The sequence below is a fragment of the Pseudomonas sp. PS01270 genome, assembly GCF_029959775.1.
Lineage (GTDB): Bacteria > Pseudomonadota > Gammaproteobacteria > Pseudomonadales > Pseudomonadaceae > Aquipseudomonas > Aquipseudomonas atacamensis.
The window spans coordinates 37832-56356 of sequence record NZ_JASCPT010000006.1 but is presented as its reverse complement, the minus strand read 5'-3'; the positions used below and the strand labels follow the sequence as shown (position 1 = coordinate 56356).

Below are 18525 nucleotides of genomic sequence, written 5' to 3'. Positions count from 1 at the left end.
GTTTACTCCTCTGCCCCGGCAGCTGAATGCGAACCCGCGTCAATATCCGTGGCCGCCACTTCTTTCTCTTTCTTCTCGTGCTTCAGCGGCTTGCCCGGCTTCATACCTTCGTACTTGTCGACGATGATCTGGAACTGGTTCGGCGTGACCGACGAGTAGAGTTCGACTGGGTTGTTCTGGCTCGGTTTGGCCAGGGCCGCGTATTCAGCCTGATCAAGCTGTTTAGGCGACTTCTTGACTTCACTTACCCAGGCGTCGAAATCTTCCTGAGTGGTGGAGATAGCCTTGAATTTCATACCGGTGAAACCGGCACCGCTGTAGTTGGCGGAGATACCGTCCATTTCGGCGTTGCGGTCAGCGATCAGGTGCAGCTTGGTCTGCATGCCCGCCATCGCGTAGATCTGGCCGCCCAGGCCCGGGATGAAGAACGAGTTCATCACGGCGTCGGAGGTGATCTTGAAGTTGATTGGCGTGTGCGCCGGGAACACGATCTTGTTGACCGTGGCAATGCCTTGTTCCGGGTAGATGAACAGCCACTTCCAGTCCAGCGCGACGACTTCGATGGTCACCGGCTTGACGTCAGACTCGATCGGACGATACGGGTCCAGCTCGTGAGTCGAGATGTAAGTGATGTAGCCCAGGGCGATGATGATCAGCACCGGGATGGTCCATACGGCCACTTCGATCTTGGTCGAGTGCGACCACTTCGGCGTGTAGACGGCGTTCTTGTTCGAAGCGCGGTACTTCCAGGCAAACAGGAAGGTCATGACGATGACCGGCACGACGACCAACAGCATCAGCAGCGTGGCGGTGATGATCAGGTTGCGCTGTTCCAGGCCGACCTGGCCCGTTGGATTGAGCAAGGTCATGTTGCAGCCTCCCAGCAACAACGTGCCGAGCAGCGGCACTAGGCCTAGTAATCTGGGGTACCTGTTTTTACTCATCTCACGACCTCTAAAGCAGCTTGCGCAATGCAGTTGGGTTTTGATCGCCAACACTTCACCCTGCCAAGGGTTGGCATTTTCTTTGGATTGAATAAGGGCCGCCCGTCGCGCGTCTGACGCTCGACAAAACCTTGGGACAGCGTTCAGTTCTTATTCGAATTCGTGGTCAAAGGCCTTGTTACAGACCAATTCCATTTGGTGCGGAAAATTGGAAAGGCACCGACACCAGGGTGTCTCGAAAGCCTCGCGGCTCGCTCGACACCCGACCTCCTGATCAGTTCCTTGATAAAGGCTGAACAGCGTCGGGAATTCAGTGCGGGCGATTGTAGATAGGTAGCGCCCTATACACCATGTCTTATCCCGAAATAATTTTTATCACTCAGAGCAACAATCCATCGCCATTTTTGCAAAAGTTGCGCAAGTTATCGAAAGCGTTTCTCAATAAAAGCGGCAAAATCTGCCAGCGTAACCGCCTCAAATCAGACAGCTCTGCACCCGATCTACAAACGCTGGGGCGGCGCAAAGCCCGATGTTCCAAGGGCTTCGCCCATCTGCCGGCGCCTGTTAAAACTGCCTGCTCTGGTACGTCCGTGCTCAAGCCCGAAAACACTAAAACTGGCCAATGTTTTTATGTAACAGGCGGCCAATCCGCCGCATCCCGAGTCCCTGCGACAGCCCCTGTGTGACAACATGTCGCACATTTGCCGCACGCTTCATTGCCGTTCGTCACGGTGTTTTCACAAACGCTCTGAAATGCAAAACGCCCCGATTTTCATAAGCGAAAATCGGGGCGTTTTGTTTATCGGCAGCTGTGCCGAGAAGTTGACTCAGCGCAGCGCTTTTCGATTACGCGAGGTCAGCAACGGCACCAGAATCACCACCAGCACGAACGCCACCAGCGCCCATTGCGCCAGCGACAGGCCGAGGATCGGCGGATACGGCGTCGAGCAGAAACCGTCGACCTGGAAGCCCAGCGGGAAAATTTTCGCCAACGGCAGATCATCGACAATCGGTTGCAGCACATCGACGCCACAACTCACCGCCGGATAGAACTGCGTATAGACGTGATGCCCGGCCACACCGGCTCCGGCGATCGCACAGATCACTACCAGCGTCTCGAACACAGTGATGCTGCGACGGCTGCGCATGCCCGCGCCAATGAAGGCGAACAGTGCAATCAGCAACAGTGCATAGCGCTGCAGGATGCACAGCGGGCAAGGTGCTTCGCCGAGCACGACCTGCATGTAAAGTGCGCCGCCGATCAACGCCAGGCAGATGATCCCCAGCAACACCAGATAGCGCCGCTCACGCCCCAACCGCATCGTTTCCTCGCTCATTGCCTTTCCCTTGTAAGTCCATGGTCCAGCCGGCCGGCGGCTGAAATTGTCGCAAGTCTACACCGGGGCAATAAACGATAGAGCGGTTAAGGAACCATTAACTCGCAAGGATGCGTCCCCATATCTAAATTGCGTAAAGGCCATCGCGGGCAAGCCCACTCCCACAAAGGTTGCGGTGTTCAAGATATCCGTGAACGACGCGAACCCTGTGGGAGCGGGCTTGCCCGCGATGAAAGCGACTCGGTTTCAGCTCACTCGAGAGCAGCAGCCGGGCCGAAGAACTCGTAACGGCTCTGCTTCTCCGGCACGCCCAACGCTTTCAGATGCCGCTTGATCGCGCCCATGAACCCTTTCGGCCCGAGGAAATACGCATCGACATCACGCTGCGCCGGCAGCCACTCGCCGAGCAGTTCTTCGTTGAGCAGGCCAACCTTGTCCGCCGCCGGGCTGACACCATCTTCTTCGGCGTAGCAATAGAAGCGCTTGAGTTGCGGATGACGCGCCGCCAGCCCATCGACCCAGTCGCGGAACGCGTGGACGCTGCCGTTGCGCGCGCAGTGGATAAAATGCACCGGACGTTCGGTGGCCAGCGCGGCTTCCAGCATCGCCAGCGTCGGGGTGATGCCGACGCCGCCGCTGATCAGCACCAGCGGCTTGTCGCTGGCCGCCAGGGTGAATTCGCCCGATGGCGGGAACAGTTGAATGCTCGCGCCGACGTGCAGTTGATCATGCAGATAGTTGGACGCGCGACCATTCGGTTCACGCTTGACGCTGATGCGGTACTGGCCGTTATTGGCCAGTGCCGACAGCGAATAGTTGCGACGGATCTCTTCGCCGTCGAGCATCAGCTTCATGCCGATGTACTGACCCGGTTCGGCCGCAAGAATCGGCCCTTTGTCCGCCGGTTCGAAGTAGAACGAGGTGATTTCCGCGCTCTCCTGCACCTTCGCTGCGACGATGAATTCCCGCGCACCGCGCCAGCCGCCGACAGCGTGTTCCTTCTGGTCATAGATCGCGGTTTCGGCGCCGATAAGGATGTCGGCCAGTTGCCCGTACGCAGCGCCCCAGGCACTCATCACCTCTGGTGTGGCGATCTCTTCGCCGAGCACTTCGGAAATGGCGCGCAGCAGGCAGGTACCGACGATCGGGTAATGCTCTGGCAGAATTTGCAGGGCGACGTGTTTGTTGATGATCTTCGCCACCAGATCGCCCAACTGGTCGAGCTGATCGATGTGCCGGGCGTACATCAGCACGCCGTTGGCCAAGGCACGCGGCTGATCGCCACTGGCCTGATGCGCCTGGTTGAAAAGTGGCCGCACCTGCGGGTATTCGGAGAGCATCATGCGGTAGAAATGTGTGATCAACGCCTCGCCGCCGCTTTCCAGCAGAGGCACAGTGGATTTGATGATGGCACGATCCTGGACGCTAAGCATAAGGTGACTCCTGCGCTTTCTTGAAAGATTGCATTAGGGATATCAGCTTTCGTGCCAACTAATTAATCCTTTTAATTCAACAACTTGAAACCTTCATAGTCATTTCGACACAAATGAACGTATAGTCATCGCGACTACACCTTGTCTCTTTGACTACAAAAAATCATGACCGCCAAATCCTTGCTTACCGCCCTGCTGCCTCTGGTCGCCGACCTCTCCCGCGAACTGCCCGAAGGTGAGCGCTACCGGCGCCTCCTCGAGGCCATGCGCGCCTTGTTGCCCTGCGATGCCGCCGCGTTGTTGCGTCTGGATGGCGAATCATTGGTGCCGCTGGCGGTGGACGGTTTGAGCACCGACACCCTCGGCCGCCGCTTCAAGGTCAGCGAGCATCCGCGTTTCGAAATCCTGCTGGCCGGCGCCGGGCCGACGCGCTTCGCCGCCGACAGCGACTTGCCCGATCCTTATGACGGTTTGGTCGATGGCCTCGACGATCATCTTGAAGTTCACGACTGCCTCGGCTGTCCTTTATTCGTCGATGAAAAACTCTGGGGCCTGATCACGCTCGACGCGCTGGACCCGGAGCGTTTCGAGCCGATCGAACTCGACGCACTGCAAGCCTTCGCCAGCCTCGCCTCGGCCACGGTCAATGCGGCCGAACGCATCGAACGTCTGGCCACCCGCGCCGAAGACGAGCATCAGCGCGCCGAGGTCTACCGTCAGGCCAGCGGTCAGCAGCACCGCGAAATGATCGGCCAGAGCAAAGCGCACAAACGCTTGGTGGAAGAAATCAATCTGGTCGGTGGCAGTGATCTGACTGTTCTGATCACCGGCGAAACCGGGGTCGGCAAAGAGCTCGTGGCCCAAGCGATTCACGCCGCCTCCGCGCGCGCCGACAAACCGATCATCAGCCTCAATTGCGCCGCCCTCCCCGACACGCTGGTGGAAAGCGAACTGTTCGGCCACGTGCGCGGCGCCTTCACCGGCGCCACCAGCGACCGGCGTGGCAAGTTCGAACTGGCCAATGGCGGCACGCTGTTTCTTGATGAAGTCGGCGAGCTGTCGCTGACGGTCCAGGCCAAGTTGCTGCGCGTATTGCAGAGCGGTCAATTGCAGCGCCTGGGCTCGGACAAGGAGCACCAGGTCGACGTGCGTCTGATTGCCGCGACCAATCGCGATCTGGCCGAAGAAGTGCGCAGCGGTCGCTACCGTGCCGACTTTTATCACCGCTTGAGCGTGTACCCGCTGCGGGTGCCGCCCCTACGCGATCGCGGGCGCGACGTGTTGCTGCTCAGTGGCTTCTTTCTCGAGCAGAACCGCTCGCGCATGGGCCTCAATAGCCTGCGCTTGAACAGTGATGCTCAGGAAGCACTGCTGGCCTACACCTGGCCGGGCAATGTCCGAGAGCTGGAGCATTTGATCGGACGCAGTGCGCTGAAGGCGCTGGGTAACTGCAAAGTGCGGCCGAAAATTCTGAGTTTGAGCGCGGCGGATCTGGATTTGCCCCGTGAGGTTGTGGATAACGTGGTTGCGCCTGCCAGTACCGACTTGACCAATGTACTGCCGATGATCAGCGGGGATCTGCGCACTGCCACCGATGAGTTTCAGCGGCGCCTGATCAGTGCAGCGCTGGAGCGTCATCAGGATAACTGGGCGAGTGCGGCGCGGGAGTTGGGGGTGGATCGGGCGAATCTGGGGCGGATGGCCAAACGACTAGGCATGAAGAGCTAAAAGCACACCCTCACCCTAGCCCTCTCCCAGAGGGAGAGGGGACTGATTGGGGGATATTGAAGAACTCCACTGACGTGAAAGATTTCTTCCGAATCCATAATCGACTCGGTCGTTCAGGTCGGTGTAAGACGCCAGACACCTCCGTCGGCCCCCTCTACCTCTGGGAGAGGGCTGGGGTGAGGGGCAGTGATAGAGAGAACAGCGATCAACTCAAGCCGACTACCCGACAACTTACCTAAAGCCCACCCCTTTAACGCCGATAACACGGCATCAAAGGTTTCTGGCGATTTCCACTCTCGCCCCACAGAAGGTTCTTATGTCCTCCACCAAAGCCCGCGCAGATTCACTTTCGCTTCTGCTGTTTACCTTGCGCAGCGGCAAGCTGATGGCGATCAACCTGCTGAAAGTCAGTGAAATCATCCCCTGCCCGCCGCTGACCAAGCTGCCGGAGTCGCACCCGCACGTCAAAGGCATCGCCTCGCTGCGCGGTGCATCGCTGTCGGTGATCGATCTCAGCCGCGCGATCGGCGAGCGGCCTCTGGAAGATCCCAACGGTGGCTGCCTGATCGTCACCGATGTCAGCCGTTCCAAGCAGGGTCTGCATGTGCAGGCGGTGAGCAAGATCGTCCATTGCCTGACTACAGACATCAAGCCACCACCGTTCGGCTCTGGCGGCTCACGCGCATACATCACCGGCGTGACCTCGGTGGACGGTACGCTGGTGCAGGTGCTGGATATCGAAAAAGTCATCCACAGCATCGCCCCGGCGCAGATCGAAATGGCGCCGACCGACCTGACCATGGAAGACGCCGAAGTGCTCGGCAACGCGCGCATTCTGGTGGTCGATGACAGCCAGGTGGCCCTGCAGCAATCGGTGCACACCCTGCGCAACCTCGGCCTGCAATGCCACACCGCGCGCAGTGCCAAGGAAGCCATCGACTGCCTGCTCGACCTGCAAGGCACCGCGCAGCAGATCAACCTGATCGTCTCCGACATCGAAATGTCGGAAATGGACGGCTACGCCTTCACCCGCACCCTGCGCGAGACCCCGGACTTCGCTCATTTGTACGTCTTGCTGCACACCTCCCTCGACAGCGCGATGAACAGTGAAAAGGCCCGGCTGGCCGGTGCCAATGCGGTGCTGACCAAGTTCTCCTCGCCGGAGCTGACCCAACGCCTGATCGAAGCCGCCAAGCACGTCGCGGCCAACGGGCACTGAGTGTTGGCCGAGACGTTTTGCTTTCTGCTGCGCCGCGACTTGAGTGGACCTCTGCCGGATGCTCAGTGGCCGGACGGGATTGAGCTGTCCGTCTACCGCGAGGAACTGGCGCCAGCAGTGCACCAGTTGATGCAGCTCGGACAGCTGGAAGGTGGCGGTCGAGTGCCGTCACTGCACGACTGGCGTCAGCGCTTTGCCAGCGACCCTGAATACGATCCAGCGCTGTGTTTTGTCGCCTGCGATGCCGAGGGCGTGGTGGGCGTGGCGCAGTGCTGGACCAGTGCGTATATCAAGAATCTGGTGGTGCATCCGCGAATGCAGGGCCGGGGGCTTGGGCGGGCGTTGTTGCTGCATGCCTTCAGCGTCTTTCAACAGCGCCGCGAGGGGTTTGTCGATTTGCGGGTTCTGGAGGACAACCTGCGAGCGCGGCGGTTGTATGAGAGTGTCGGGATGGTTGTGGTCCGCCGGGAATTGGTGCCGGACTGATCAAAGTCAAAAGATCGCAGCCTCCGGCAGCTCCTAAAGGAAACCGCATATCCATGTAGGAGCTGCCGAAGGCTGCGATCTTTTAGCGGTGCCCCAGGCAACAAAACTCTTGAGGCAGACTCCAACCTTGGCCATAACCAAGGATGCCCCAACCATGAAAGCCATCACCCTGGCCCTGCTCAGCCTCACCACCCTCGCCTCCCAGGCCCACGCTTCCAGCCCCGACGCCTGGGCTGCCTATGACAAGACCGTACTCGCCAGCTGCACCAAGGCCAGTGGCCTGAAAAACGTCAAACCGGTCGGCACACCTGCGCAATTCGATGACCGCGTCGGTTACACCGCTGTCCTGCTGCAAGGCCAATACCCGCAAAAACACATGAAAGGCCAGCAAGGCAGCGAGCTGTGTCTGTACAACAAACAGACGAAAACCGCGTTCGTCACCGAGTGGGATTCGATTCGCCCGACCGCCAAACCCCAGTGAATGGCGCACAACTTGCTTCGACCCGGCCCTGTGCGGTGGTTTTCCGCCACCGTTTCACACCCTGATTGAAGACAGATCGCTCAATGAATACGACATTTTCCTGCGTAGGTTGCGGCAAATGCTGCACCGACCACCATGTCCCGCTGACGCTCGCCGAAGCCCGCATGTGGGCGGCCGATGGCGGTCAGGTGATCGTGCTGGTCGAGGCGTTTCTCGGCAATGGCCTGGGCATGCCGGCGCAGCAGCGCGAACATGCCGAGCGCCGTTCGGCGGTGGTCCGCAGTGGCACTACTGATGCTCACGTGGCGATCACCTTTGCCGCCTACAACGTCGGCCCCTGCCGGAATCTTGACGACGACAAGCGCTGCCGGATCTACGAGCGCCGCCCGCTGGTGTGCCGGATTTACCCGGCGGAAATCAATCCGCACATCCCGCTCAATCCTGCTGCCAAGGATTGCCCGCCAGAGTCCTGGGAACAGGGACCGGAGCTGATTGTGGGGGGCGAGTTGGTTGATCGGGAACTGGTTGAGTTGATTCAGCGTTCACGTCAGGCGGATCGGGATGACATCAGACTCAAGGATGCGATCTGCGCAACCCTGGGAATTCGCACCACGGCGCTCAAGGGCGACGGGTTCACCGCGTACTTGCCGAACATGGATGCCTTTGCGGCAGTGATTGACCAGGTGAGCGCGCATCCGCTGGCGGCGCGAACCAGTGAATGGCTGTTTCATTTGTCCGGCGATGACGTGGCCGGCCAGGTACTGGCTGCGGGTGGGCAGGTGGTGACCGAACCGGCGCAGACTTATGCGTTTATTTCATTGCGCGCGGCTTGATCTGACATTCGTCGTGTAGCGGCTGCCGCCTTCGCGAGCAAGCTCGCTCCCACATTGGATCTGCGCGTGGGAGAGAACCTGCTCGCGAAGAGGCCGGCACCCACACCCACACAGCGCGTTATCTCAACGCTTGCCCATCGACCGACGCGTCCCCGGCGGCGCCATGCCCGGGGTTTTGGTGTGGCCATTCTTCGCGCCATTCTTGTACCACGGCTGATTCGAGCCTTTCGCCGAAGCCAGCTCGCCCGGCTTGAACGGGAACTTGAACGCCGGGATCTCGGCCTTGGTTTCGCTGGTGTCAGCCACTTCAGCCGGGACGTCGCTCACAGCGTCGTCAACCGGCGGTTGGGTCGGGGAAGTCATAAAAGCTCCGGGAACAAAAAGTCGGCCCGATCAGTGAGCCGCAAAGGCGCGCAGTATACCTGTGCGCTCTGGCTCGGCATCTGAAGATTTGCGCGATGCGCTGAATGGCTGCCTGGCACTGACACTGCGTGATGATATTTCAGTTCATGCGATGCTGAACGTCACCCACCAATTGCGAGGTGCTCTCCAGCAACTGCTCAAGAAGCGCGTCATCTTCATCCATATAGCCTTCGTATTCGGCGAGATTGCGCCGCTCGTGGCACAACGCAAACAATCGCACCTGAATTTTGCTGCTTTGCGTGGTATGGATCAGGCACTGGAATACCAGATAGCGCTTGTCCGATCGATAGCCACTCAAGCGAAGAGCTGTCAGCGCCAGCGCGTGAGCGGCGTTGTAGGCCAAATCGAACCGGCTGGAAAACGACAGTGTGCAGGTGTGCGCATCCTTGAGCCTATCCAGAGCCGAGCGCATCAGCCCCTCACACTCCTTGCGGTCAGGTGGCTCCGCTTTCAGTACACCGCTACGTAGAAGATTCTCCAGACTCTCGTTGCTGCCCATCCTTGGACTCCAAAGGGTTTGCCCCTGACAGATCGATTTTTTCCTGCTGCATCACCCGCGTGACAAAACTGTTCTGTGCCGCCAGCTTCCTGGCCCAGTCTTGCGGGGTGTATAGCGTCGGGTTGATGGGACGCCCCAATTGCTCCTCCAACGGCATGAGTCGCTCCATCAACTCACTGTAGTGCAGGCCTTCGCCAATCAGCATGAGATCTATGTCACTGAGTGTGTTCGCCGAGTTTTTGGCGATGGAGCCATACACGAACGCCCACGTGATCTGTTCGGCAAACGGTTCTAATGCCTGACGAAGAGGCTCGGCAAAACCGAATGTCTTGCGCGTGATGCCCAGAAGCTCCGCGTAGATAGGACATGCGGGGTTGGCCTGGTAATGGGTCTGGTTACCCACTCGAGTCATGCTGAGAATCCCGGCTCGTTGCAATCGATCGAGTTCACGCATCAGGCCGCCTTTGCCAACCTGTGCCCAGCGCACAATTTCGTTGGCGTAGAACGTCTGGTCAGGCTTGCCGAACAACAATCCCAACACTTTTTGCTGGGTGGCGGTGAACAGGGCTTCGCTTAAAGAAAGGTTTTCCACTGGCGCAAACCGAAGAGTCCCAAAAAAGGAACGATAGGTCCCTTTTAGGGACTTATCAACTCAACGGTAATCGCAGCCACTGCAATTAACGTCGGAAACTGACAATCCTGACAGCCAGCCGTCACCCTGCCGACCGCCTGACCGGTTTATAACTGGTCAATCTGCCCAAACTCCAGACTTCGGCGCCGCGCATGTCCATCCAGAAAAACAAAATCCTGCTGGCCACTCTCCTGATTCTGCTGGCAGCCGCCGGCCTGTGGTTCGCGCTGAAACCGGCGCCGGCCAAACTGGCTACACCGACTGCCATCCCGGTGCGGGTGGTGACGGTCAGCGCCAAAGACGTGCCGCGCTACACCAGCGGCATCGGCTCGGTGCTGTCGCTGCACAGCGTGGTGGTGCGTCCGCAGATCGACGGCATTCTGACGAAAATTCTGGTCAAGGAAGGCCAACGGGTCAAAGCAGGCGACCTGCTCGCCACCATTGACGACCGCTCGATCCGCGCCAGCCTCGACCAGGCCCGGGCGCAGTTGGGCGAGAGTCAGGCGCAGTTGCAGGTCGCGCTGGTCAATCTCAAGCGCTACAAACTGCTCAGCGTCGACGACGGCGTATCGAAACAGACCTTCGACCAGCAACAGGCCTTGGTCAATCAGCTCAAAGCCACTGCGCAAGGCAATCAGGCCTCGATCGATGCGGCGCAGGTGCAACTGTCCTACACGCAGATTCGCTCTCCGGTTACTGGGCGCGTCGGTATTCGTACGGTCGATGAAGGCAACTTCCTGCGCATGACCGACACCCAAGGCCTGTTCACCGTCACGCAGATCGACCCGATCGCCGTCGAGTTCTCCCTGCCGCAGCAGATGCTGCCGACCCTGCAGAGCCTGATCAGCGATCCGCAACGCGCACCGGTCAAGGCTTACATTGGCGCCGACACCGATGGCGAAACCGGCAATCTGCTCGGCGAAGGTCAGCTGACCCTGATCGACAACCAGATCAACGCCAACACCGGCACCATCCGCGCCAAGGCCGAGTTCGCCAATGCCAGCCAGAAGCTCTGGCCGGGTTTGCTGGTGACGGTAAAAATTCAGACGGCTGTGGATAAAGATGCGCTGGTGGTTCCGCCCACCGTCGTACAGCGTGGCCTCGAACAACACTTCGTTTACCGCGTGAAGGACGACAAGGTCGAGGCAGTGCCGGTACAGATGATTTATCAGGGCAGCGGTCAGGACATCATCAAAGGTGTCAACGCTGGTGACGTGCTGGTGACCGACGGCCAGTCGCGACTCAAGCCGGGCTCGAGCGTGCAAGTCATGAGCGAGCCGCCGCAAGTGGTGCAGGCGGAGCAGAAGCCATGAACTCGCACAAAGGCATCTCGACCTGGTGCATCGATCACCCGGTGGCGACGATTTTGCTGACGTTCGCTCTGGTACTGGTCGGTGTAATTGCCTTCCCGCGTTTGCCGATTGCGCCACTGCCGGAAGCGGAATTTCCTACGATCCAGGTCTCGGCACAGTTGCCCGGCGCCAGCCCCGACACCATGGCTTCCTCGGTGGCCACGCCGCTGGAGGTGCAATTCAGCGCCATCCCCGGCATGACCCAGATGACCTCCAGCAGTGCGCTGGGCTCAACTCTGCTGACCCTGCAATTTACCCTCGATAAAAGCATCGACACCGCCGCCCAGGAAGTACAGGCGGCGATCAACACCGCCGCCGGCAAGTTGCCCAAAGACATGCCGACACTGCCCACGTGGAAGAAGGTCAACCCGGCCGACAGTCCGGTGTTGATTCTCAGCGTCAGCTCGACACAGATGCCCGGCACCGAACTCAGCGACCTGGTGGAAACCCTGCTCTCGCGTCAGATCAGTCAGGTCGACGGCGTCGGCCAGATCAACATCACCGGTCAGCAACGCCCGGCGATTCGCGTACAAGCCTCGGCGGACAAACTCGCGGCCATCGGCCTGACGCTGGCCGACATTCGGCTGGCGATCCAGCAGACCAGCCTAAACCTGGCCAAAGGTGCGCTGTACGGCGAGTCGAGCATTTCCACGTTGTCGACCAACGACCAGTTGTTCCACCCCGAGGACTACAGCGAGCTCATCGTTTCCTACAAGGATGGCGCCCCGGTTCACCTGCGCGATGTCGCCAAAGTCGTCAACGGTGCGGAAGATGCCTACGTGCAGGCCTGGGCCGGAGATCGCCCCGGTGTGAATCTGGTGATTTTCCGCCAGCCCGGCGCCAACATTGTTGAAACCGTCGACCGCATTCAGGCCGCCCTGCCCGGCCTCGAAGCGATGCTGCCGGCCTCGGTGCAGGTGATAACCCTGATCGACCGCACGCAGACCATTCGCGCCTCGCTGCACGAAGTCGAGATCACCTTGCTGATCGCGATCCTGCTGGTGGTCGCGGTGATGGCGCTGTTCCTGCGCCAGTTGTCGGCGACGCTGATTGTCTCGGCGGTGCTCGGTGTCTCGCTGATCGCCAGTTTCGCCCTGATGTACGTCCTCGGTTTCAGCCTGAACAACCTGACGCTGGTGGCGATCGTCGTCGCGGTCGGCTTCGTCGTGGACGATGCGATCGTGGTGGTGGAAAACATCCATCGCCATCTCGAGGCCGGCGATGATATGCGCGAGGCGGCGATCAAGGGGGCCGGCGAGATTGGCTTCACCGTCGTTTCGATCAGTTTCTCACTGGTGGCGGCGTTCATTCCGCTGCTGTTCATGGGCGGTGTGGTCGGGCGCCTTTTCAAGGAATTCGCCCTGACCGCGACTTCGACGATCATGATTTCCGTGGTGGTGTCGCTGACCCTGGCGCCAACCCTTGCCGCGCTGTTTATGCGTAAGCCGGTGCATCACGCCAACGGCAAACCCGGTTTCAGCGAACGCCTGCTCGGCTGGTACGAAAAGGGCCTGCGCCGCGCCCTCGATCATCAGAAATTGATGATCGGCGTGTTCGGTCTCTCGCTGGCGTTGGCGGTCGCCGGGTACATTTTCATTCCCAAGGGGTTCTTCCCGGTGCAGGACACCGGGTTCGTCCTCGGCACCACTGAAGCCGCTGCGGATATTTCCTACGGCGACATGGTGAAAAAACACTTGGCGATGGCCGAAATCGTCGCGGCCGATCCGGCGGTGCAGGCGTTCTCGCATTCGGTCGGGGTTTCCGGCAGCAACCAGACCATCGCCAACGGGCGCTTCTGGATCGCCCTGAAAAAACGTGGTGATCGCGATGTCAGCGCCAGCCAGTTCATCGACCGCATCCGCCCGCAACTGATGAAAGTGCCCGGCATCGTCCTTTATTTGCGCGCCGGGCAGGACATCAACCTCAGCTCCGGCCCCAGCCGTGCGCAGTACCAATACGTACTCAAGAGCAACGACGGCGCGACCCTCGCCACCTGGACCCAGCGCCTGACCGAGAAACTGCGCAGCAACCCGGCGTTTCGCGACATTTCCAACGATCTGCAACTGGGCGGCAGCATCACCCACATCAGCATCGATCGCAGCGCCGCCGCGCGTTTCGGCCTGACCGCCAGCGATGTCGACGAGGCGCTGTACGATGCATTCGGCCAACGGCAGATCAATGAATTCCAGACCCAGGTCAACCAGTACAACGTGATTCTCGAGCTGGACACCAAGCAGCGCGGCAAGGCCGAAAGCCTCAACTATTTTTACCTGCGCTCGCCACTGAGCGGCGAGATGGTGCCGCTGTCGGCGCTGGCAAGGTTTGACGCGCCGACCATCGGCCCGCTGTCGATTGCCCATGACGGCATGTTCCCCGCCGCCAACATGTCATTCAACCTCGCCCCCGGCGTGGCATTGGGCGATGCGGTGATTCAGCTCAATCAGGCCAAGGCCGAGATCGGCATGCCCACCGCGATCAGCGGCAATTTCCAGGGTGCGGCGCAGGCGTTCCAGAGTTCGCTGGCCAGCCAGCCATGGCTGATTCTGGCGGCGCTGGTGGCGGTATACATCATTCTCGGCGTGCTTTATGAAAGCTTCGTGCATCCGCTGACGATCATTTCGACCCTGCCGGCAGCAGGCCTCGGCGCGGTGATCATGCTGTGGATCTGCGGCCAGGACTTTTCGATCATGGCGTTGATCGGCCTGGTGCTGCTGATCGGCATCGTCAAAAAGAACGGCATCCTGATGATCGACTTCGCGCTCGAGGCGCAGCGCCAGCGCGGTCTGCCGCCGCAGGAGGCGATTTTCGAAGCGTGCATCACCCGGTTCCGGCCGATCATCATGACCACCCTCGCCGCCCTGCTCGGTGCGTTGCCGCTGATGCTCGGTTACGGCACCGGCGCCGAACTGCGCCAGCCGTTGGGCATTGCCGTGGTCGGCGGTTTGCTGGTCAGCCAGATGCTGACGCTGTTTACCACTCCGGTCATATACTTGTGGCTTGAGCGGCTGTTCCACCGGCCCAAACCTGCGCCTGTAGCGGCGTTGGCGACCACAGACTGAGGCAGGGTCATGCGCGTTCTGATTATCGAAGACGAAGAAAAAACCGCGGACTATCTGCACCGTGGTCTGACCGAACAGGGCTACACCGTGGACCTTGCCCGCGACGGCGTCGAAGGCCTGCATCTGGCGCTGGAATGCGACTACGCCGTGATCGTCCTCGACGTGATGTTGCCGGGGCTCGATGGCTTCGGCGTACTGCGCGCATTACGTGCGCGCAAGCAGACCCCGGTGATCATGCTCACCGCCCGCGAGCGCGTCGAAGATCGGATAAAGGGCCTGCGCGACGGCGCCGACGATTACCTCGGCAAACCGTTTTCCTTTCTCGAACTGGTCGCCCGCCTGCAAGCGCTGACCCGCCGCAGCGGCGGCCATGAGCCGGTGCAAGTGACCATCGCCGACCTGTGGATCGACCTGATCAGCCGCAAGGCCACCCGCGCCGGCACGCGCCTGGATCTGACCGCGAAAGAGTTTTCCCTGCTCAGCGTGCTCGCCCGTCGCCAAGGCGAAATCCTTTCGAAGACCGCAATCGCGGAAATGGTCTGGGACATCAATTTCGACAGTGACGCCAACGTCGTCGAAGTCGCGATCAAACGCCTGCGCGCCAAGCTCGACGGGCCGTTCAACGAAAAGCTGCTGCACACGATCCGAGGCATGGGTTATGTGCTGGAGAGCCGTGGTGTCCAGTAACTCGATTGCCTTGCGCCTGAGCGGCATGTTCACGCTGGTGGCGCTGGTGGTGTTTCTGTTGATTGGCGGCGCGCTGTATCAACAGGTCGACAAGGGCCTGGGTCTGTTGCCGGAAGCTGAGCTGGATGCGCGGTACAGCGTGCTCGAATCCACCGTCGGCCGTTACGGCACGCCGGAACATTGGGTGAAGATCAACAACAAGCTCAAGCTGCTCGGCGAAGAAGACAAGCGCATCAGCTTCTGGATCAGCAGCGGTGATCCGCGCTACGAATACGGCAACCTTACGCCGCAGATTCGCGCGGCCATCAACGGCCCGTTGGGCATGCATGATCTGCAACTGCCCGATCAGCCCTACCCGCTGAAAGTGCTGGTCAGTCAGTTCCCGGCCAAGGACCAGCGCCCGCCGCTGCGCTTCATGATCGGCATCGACACCGAGACGCTGCACCAGACCCAGCATCACTTGCTCATCGCCCTGATCAGTCTGGCGATTGTCGGGGTGCTGCTGGCCTCGGCATTGGGCTATTGGGTCGCAAGAATCGGTCTGAAGCCGTTGATCAAACTGTCGCAGGAAGCCCAGCGTCTGGCACCACCACTGCGCGCCGGGCGCTTGCGTCTGTCGCCGCTGCCGCCGGAACTGGAGCAGTTTGTCGAATCGTTCAACTCAACTCTGGAACGGGTTGAACTGGCCTATTCGCGGCTGGAATCGTTCAACGCCGACGTCGCCCATGAACTGCGTTCGCCGCTGACCAACCTGATCGGCCAGACCCAGGTCGCACTGACTCGCGGGCGCTCCGCCGAACACTATTTCGAAGTGCTGCAATCCAATCTCGAAGAGCTTGAGCGACTGCGCTCGATCATCAACGACATGCTGTTTCTGGCCAGCGCCGATCAGGGCAACAAGGCGACCAAACTGACCTCGACGTCATTGGCTGATGAGGTCGCAACGACGCTGGACTATCTGGATTTCATTCTTGAAGACGCGCAGGTTGAAGTGCAGGTCAGCGGCGATGCACAGGTGCAGATCGAGGTCGCGCACCTGCGCCGGGCGTTGATCAACTTGCTCAGCAACGCGGTGCAGCATACCGAACCGGGCCAGGTGATCGAGGTGCGCATCGAGGTTGAAGAACACCAGGTGAGCATTGGCGTGGCCAATCCCGGGACGCCGATTGCCAGTGAGCATCTGCCGAGGTTGTTCGAACGGTTTTATCGGGTCGATGCTTCGCGCAGCAACAGCGGCAATAACCACGGCCTGGGGCTGGCGATCGTCAAGGCGATTGCGCTGATGCATGGCGGGGATGTGTTTGTGCGCAGTGATCGGGGCATGAACACCTTCGGCATCAACCTCCCGGTCTGAATGCTGAGCCAAGCCCTGTGGCGAGGGGATTTATCCCCGCTCGGCTGCGCAACAGTCGCAAATCCTGTGCACAAGGTCCAAGAATCTTTGAAGCTGGAATTCTTGGGGCCGCTTCGCAGCCCAACGGGGATAAATCCCCTCGCCACAGGCCACCATCACGCACAGACCGGGTTGTTACCCGTGCCGATCTTTGCTTTTGCTGTAACAGTCATTTATGAAAATCACGCTGTTTCCCAAACCCCGGCAACCTTATCTTTGCCCGCACCAAACAGCACTCGCCAAGCGAGAAGGTTTTCAAGATGTCCAACAGTATGGGTATTGCCAGCGCATTCGTTTTGTCCTCATTGATCCTGTCGCCGATGGCGATGGCTGAAGAATCGCAAGCGTTCGTGGCGCACAACGTCGCGCGCGCACAGGCATTCGATCAGCATCAGGCCGAAGTGATGGCCAAGGCTCAAGACGCGACGCAATCCCCGCAGGCCGCCACTTCCCAGGCTCAAGCGCTCGAGAAAGACAGCTGAGTCGCACCGCGAAAGGTTTCCCTCGACGCGGTTGTTTGGCTCTTCCCGTTCAACCGTCGTCACTCCAGGCCGCTGCCATTCAGCGGCCTTTTTTCGTTGTGGTCTGAAAGCCGTCTGGCGCGTCTGTAACAACAAGAAACATCAAGCCGCTCAAGAACCAGAGCGGCCCGCTGACCCAAGGAGCTCCACCGCACGTGTTTTACCCTGCCCGCCTCACCCCGCTGTTCATTGCAATTGCCGCAACGATTGCTCCCGCCACCCACGCCGACGAGTCTGCCCAACAGGGCTTCGTCGCAGGCTCGAGCCTCAACCTCAACGCCCGCAACTACTACATGAATCGCAACCGCTTGCAGAAGGCGGACGACAATATCGAGTGGGGTCAGGGTTTTCTCGGCGTGTTCCAGTCCGGCTACACCGAAGGCACGGTCGGCTTCGGCGTCGATGCCCACGCCATGCTCGGCCTGAAACTCGATGGGGGTGGCGGTACCGACGGTTCGAGCATCCTGCCGATCAGCGATGGCAACGGCAAAGCGCCGGGCTCGTTCTCCACCGCAGGCGGGACGTTGAAGATGCGCGCCTTCAACACCGAGCTGAAGGCCGGTGATCTGTTCCTCACCAACCCGGTCATCGCCGGCGGCGACACGCGGATGCTGCCGCAGACCTTTCGTGGCATCAGCCTGAGCAACCACAGCTTCGACGGCTGGCTGATCGAAGGTGGCCAGACCAGTTTCACCAAGCCCTATAACCAGAGTGGTCATACCCGCATCGGAACGTCATACGGCACCCTCGCCGACGGCGACGAAAGCCAGCACCTGAACTGGGCCGGTGTGGCCTGGAGCGGCGTTGAGGGCCTGACCAGCAGTCTTTACGCCTCCGAGCTCAAGGACATCTGGAACCAGTACTACTACGACCTCGACTACACCTGGCAACTGAACGATCTGGTCAGCCTCAACCCGGGCCTGCACTTCTATCACACGCAAGACACCGGTGATGCGCTGCTCGGCAACATCGACAACAACACTTGGAGCACGCATCTCACCGTCGGCATCGGCAACCACAGCGTCACTGCCGCGTATCAGCGGGTCAACGGCAACACGCCGTTCGACTACATCAGCCAGGGCGACAGCGTTTATCTGGACAACTCGCAGCAGTATTCGGACTTCAACGGCCCGAACGAACGCTCCTGGAAGCTCAAGTACGCTTACGACTTCACTGGCCTCGGCATGCCCGGATTGACCTCGGCGCTGTCCTATTCACGCGGCACGGTGGATCTGACCAAAGCCGACCCGAACAGCGCAGGCTATTCCAGCTGGTACAGCGCCGACGGCCATAACGCCAAGCATTGGGAACGCGACATCGATTTGCAGTACGTCGTGCAAAGCGGCCAGGCCAAGGATCTCGCGGTGCGCCTGCAATGGGCCACCAACCGGGGCGGCAACGGCTACGGCGCGATTGATTCGGATACAGATGAATACCGCGTGATCATCGACTACCCGGTCAACGTCTTCTAAGATCGGCGCTGCGTTTTTCAGATCCTG

The 18525-nt window shown here is 60.0% G+C and carries 17 protein-coding genes; 11 read left to right on the top strand and 6 right to left on the bottom strand.

What is annotated here, in order from left to right; genetic code table 11:
• Positions 1 to 2 precede the first annotated feature (2 nt).
• From cyoA to hmpA, 3 genes are all read right to left on the bottom strand, one after another.
• A complete protein-coding gene (gene cyoA, locus QMX86_RS04040; protein WP_024014231.1) occupies positions 3 to 944 on the bottom strand; it encodes a ubiquinol oxidase subunit II in 942 nt (313 codons plus the stop codon).
• 827 nt (positions 945 to 1771) lie between these two features.
• On the bottom strand, positions 1772 to 2281 hold the full coding sequence (locus QMX86_RS04035; RefSeq protein WP_016773299.1) for a disulfide bond formation protein B: 510 nt from the start codon (positions 2279 to 2281) through the stop codon (positions 1772 to 1774).
• Between the two features lie 251 nt (positions 2282 to 2532).
• Positions 2533 to 3714, bottom strand: coding sequence for an NO-inducible flavohemoprotein (gene hmpA / locus QMX86_RS04030; protein ID WP_071173537.1), 1182 nt, complete (start codon positions 3712 to 3714; stop codon positions 2533 to 2535).
• A gap of 165 nt (positions 3715 to 3879) precedes the next feature.
• Between hmpA and norR the strand changes: the two genes are divergently transcribed.
• The 5 genes from norR (at position 3880) to QMX86_RS04005 (ending at position 8461) form a co-directional block, all read left to right on the top strand.
• A complete protein-coding gene (norR, locus tag QMX86_RS04025) occupies positions 3880 to 5442 on the top strand; it encodes a nitric oxide reductase transcriptional regulator NorR (RefSeq protein ID WP_282383557.1) in 1563 nt (520 codons plus the stop codon).
• A gap of 316 nt (positions 5443 to 5758) precedes the next feature.
• Positions 5759 to 6661 carry a chemotaxis protein gene (locus QMX86_RS04020; RefSeq protein WP_016773296.1) on the top strand — a complete coding sequence of 301 codons (903 nt, stop codon included), beginning with the start codon at positions 5759 to 5761 and terminating at the stop codon, positions 6659 to 6661.
• A gap of 3 nt (positions 6662 to 6664) precedes the next feature.
• Complete coding sequence (locus QMX86_RS04015) at positions 6665 to 7147, top strand: GNAT family N-acetyltransferase (protein WP_122747813.1); 483 nt, start codon at positions 6665 to 6667, stop codon at positions 7145 to 7147.
• A gap of 154 nt (positions 7148 to 7301) precedes the next feature.
• On the top strand, positions 7302 to 7628 hold the full coding sequence (locus tag QMX86_RS04010) for a hypothetical protein (RefSeq protein WP_110646182.1): 327 nt from the start codon (positions 7302 to 7304) through the stop codon (positions 7626 to 7628).
• A gap of 83 nt (positions 7629 to 7711) precedes the next feature.
• The gene (locus QMX86_RS04005) at positions 7712 to 8461 is read left to right on the top strand and encodes a YkgJ family cysteine cluster protein (RefSeq protein WP_282383564.1); all 750 of its coding nucleotides are present in this window, start codon (positions 7712 to 7714) and stop codon (positions 8459 to 8461) included.
• A 123-nt stretch (positions 8462 to 8584) separates the two neighbouring features.
• Here QMX86_RS04005 and QMX86_RS04000 read toward each other — a convergent pair whose 3' ends face one another.
• The 3 genes from QMX86_RS04000 to QMX86_RS03990 all read right to left on the bottom strand — a co-directional run bounded on the left by QMX86_RS04000 (position 8585) and on the right by QMX86_RS03990 (position 9975).
• Positions 8585 to 8824, bottom strand: a complete 240-nt coding sequence (locus tag QMX86_RS04000; protein ID WP_039761398.1) for a hypothetical protein — start codon at positions 8822 to 8824, stop codon at positions 8585 to 8587.
• 139 nt (positions 8825 to 8963) lie between these two features.
• The gene (locus QMX86_RS03995; protein WP_130928502.1) at positions 8964 to 9383 is read right to left on the bottom strand and encodes a hypothetical protein; all 420 of its coding nucleotides are present in this window, start codon (positions 9381 to 9383) and stop codon (positions 8964 to 8966) included.
• Complete coding sequence (locus QMX86_RS03990) at positions 9346 to 9975, bottom strand: nucleotidyltransferase domain-containing protein (protein WP_071173543.1); 630 nt, start codon at positions 9973 to 9975, stop codon at positions 9346 to 9348. The genes QMX86_RS03995 and QMX86_RS03990 overlap by 38 nt, the downstream gene beginning before the upstream one ends.
• Before the next feature lie 191 nt (positions 9976 to 10166).
• On the opposite strand from QMX86_RS03990, the gene QMX86_RS03985 reads away from it, so the two are divergent.
• The 6 genes from QMX86_RS03985 to QMX86_RS03960 all read left to right on the top strand — a co-directional run bounded on the left by QMX86_RS03985 (position 10167) and on the right by QMX86_RS03960 (position 18498).
• Positions 10167 to 11327 carry an efflux RND transporter periplasmic adaptor subunit gene (locus QMX86_RS03985; RefSeq protein ID WP_273526196.1) on the top strand — a complete coding sequence of 387 codons (1161 nt, stop codon included), beginning with the start codon at positions 10167 to 10169 and terminating at the stop codon, positions 11325 to 11327.
• The gene (locus tag QMX86_RS03980) at positions 11324 to 14425 is read left to right on the top strand and encodes a multidrug efflux RND transporter permease subunit (protein ID WP_273526195.1); all 3102 of its coding nucleotides are present in this window, start codon (positions 11324 to 11326) and stop codon (positions 14423 to 14425) included. The genes QMX86_RS03985 and QMX86_RS03980 overlap by 4 nt, the downstream gene beginning before the upstream one ends.
• Positions 14426 to 14434: 9 nt before the next feature.
• Positions 14435 to 15112 carry a heavy metal response regulator transcription factor gene (locus QMX86_RS03975; protein ID WP_016773287.1) on the top strand — a complete coding sequence of 226 codons (678 nt, stop codon included), beginning with the start codon at positions 14435 to 14437 and terminating at the stop codon, positions 15110 to 15112.
• A complete protein-coding gene (locus tag QMX86_RS03970) occupies positions 15102 to 16466 on the top strand; it encodes a heavy metal sensor histidine kinase (protein ID WP_122611824.1) in 1365 nt (454 codons plus the stop codon). The genes QMX86_RS03975 and QMX86_RS03970 overlap by 11 nt, the downstream gene beginning before the upstream one ends.
• A gap of 299 nt (positions 16467 to 16765) precedes the next feature.
• Positions 16766 to 16987, top strand: coding sequence for a hypothetical protein (locus QMX86_RS03965; protein ID WP_016773285.1), 222 nt, complete (start codon positions 16766 to 16768; stop codon positions 16985 to 16987).
• 194 nt (positions 16988 to 17181) lie between these two features.
• Positions 17182 to 18498, top strand: a complete 1317-nt coding sequence (locus tag QMX86_RS03960) for an OprD family porin (RefSeq protein WP_273526194.1) — start codon at positions 17182 to 17184, stop codon at positions 18496 to 18498.
• The last annotated feature ends 27 nt before the right edge of the window (positions 18499 to 18525 follow it).

What these genes read in the sequence shown, in the direction of transcription:
- cyoA (WP_024014231.1), bottom strand. Translation starts at nt 944, where the DNA reads ATGAGTAAAAACAGGTACCCCAGATTACTAGGCCTAGTGCCGCTGCTC.
- QMX86_RS04035 (WP_016773299.1), bottom strand. Translation starts at nt 2,281, where the DNA reads ATGAGCGAGGAAACGATGCGGTTGGGGCGTGAGCGGCGCTATCTGGTG.
- hmpA (WP_071173537.1), bottom strand. Translation starts at nt 3,714, where the DNA reads ATGCTTAGCGTCCAGGATCGTGCCATCATCAAATCCACTGTGCCTCTG.
- norR (WP_282383557.1), top strand. Translation starts at nt 3,880, where the DNA reads ATGACCGCCAAATCCTTGCTTACCGCCCTGCTGCCTCTGGTCGCCGAC.
- QMX86_RS04020 (WP_016773296.1), top strand. Translation starts at nt 5,759, where the DNA reads ATGTCCTCCACCAAAGCCCGCGCAGATTCACTTTCGCTTCTGCTGTTT.
- QMX86_RS04010 (WP_110646182.1), top strand. Translation starts at nt 7,302, where the DNA reads ATGAAAGCCATCACCCTGGCCCTGCTCAGCCTCACCACCCTCGCCTCC.
- QMX86_RS04005 (WP_282383564.1), top strand. Translation starts at nt 7,712, where the DNA reads ATGAATACGACATTTTCCTGCGTAGGTTGCGGCAAATGCTGCACCGAC.
- QMX86_RS04000 (WP_039761398.1), bottom strand. Translation starts at nt 8,824, where the DNA reads ATGACTTCCCCGACCCAACCGCCGGTTGACGACGCTGTGAGCGACGTC.
- QMX86_RS03995 (WP_130928502.1), bottom strand. Translation starts at nt 9,383, where the DNA reads ATGGGCAGCAACGAGAGTCTGGAGAATCTTCTACGTAGCGGTGTACTG.
- QMX86_RS03985 (WP_273526196.1), top strand. Translation starts at nt 10,167, where the DNA reads ATGTCCATCCAGAAAAACAAAATCCTGCTGGCCACTCTCCTGATTCTG.
- QMX86_RS03980 (WP_273526195.1), top strand. Translation starts at nt 11,324, where the DNA reads ATGAACTCGCACAAAGGCATCTCGACCTGGTGCATCGATCACCCGGTG.
- QMX86_RS03975 (WP_016773287.1), top strand. Translation starts at nt 14,435, where the DNA reads ATGCGCGTTCTGATTATCGAAGACGAAGAAAAAACCGCGGACTATCTG.
- QMX86_RS03965 (WP_016773285.1), top strand. Translation starts at nt 16,766, where the DNA reads ATGTCCAACAGTATGGGTATTGCCAGCGCATTCGTTTTGTCCTCATTG.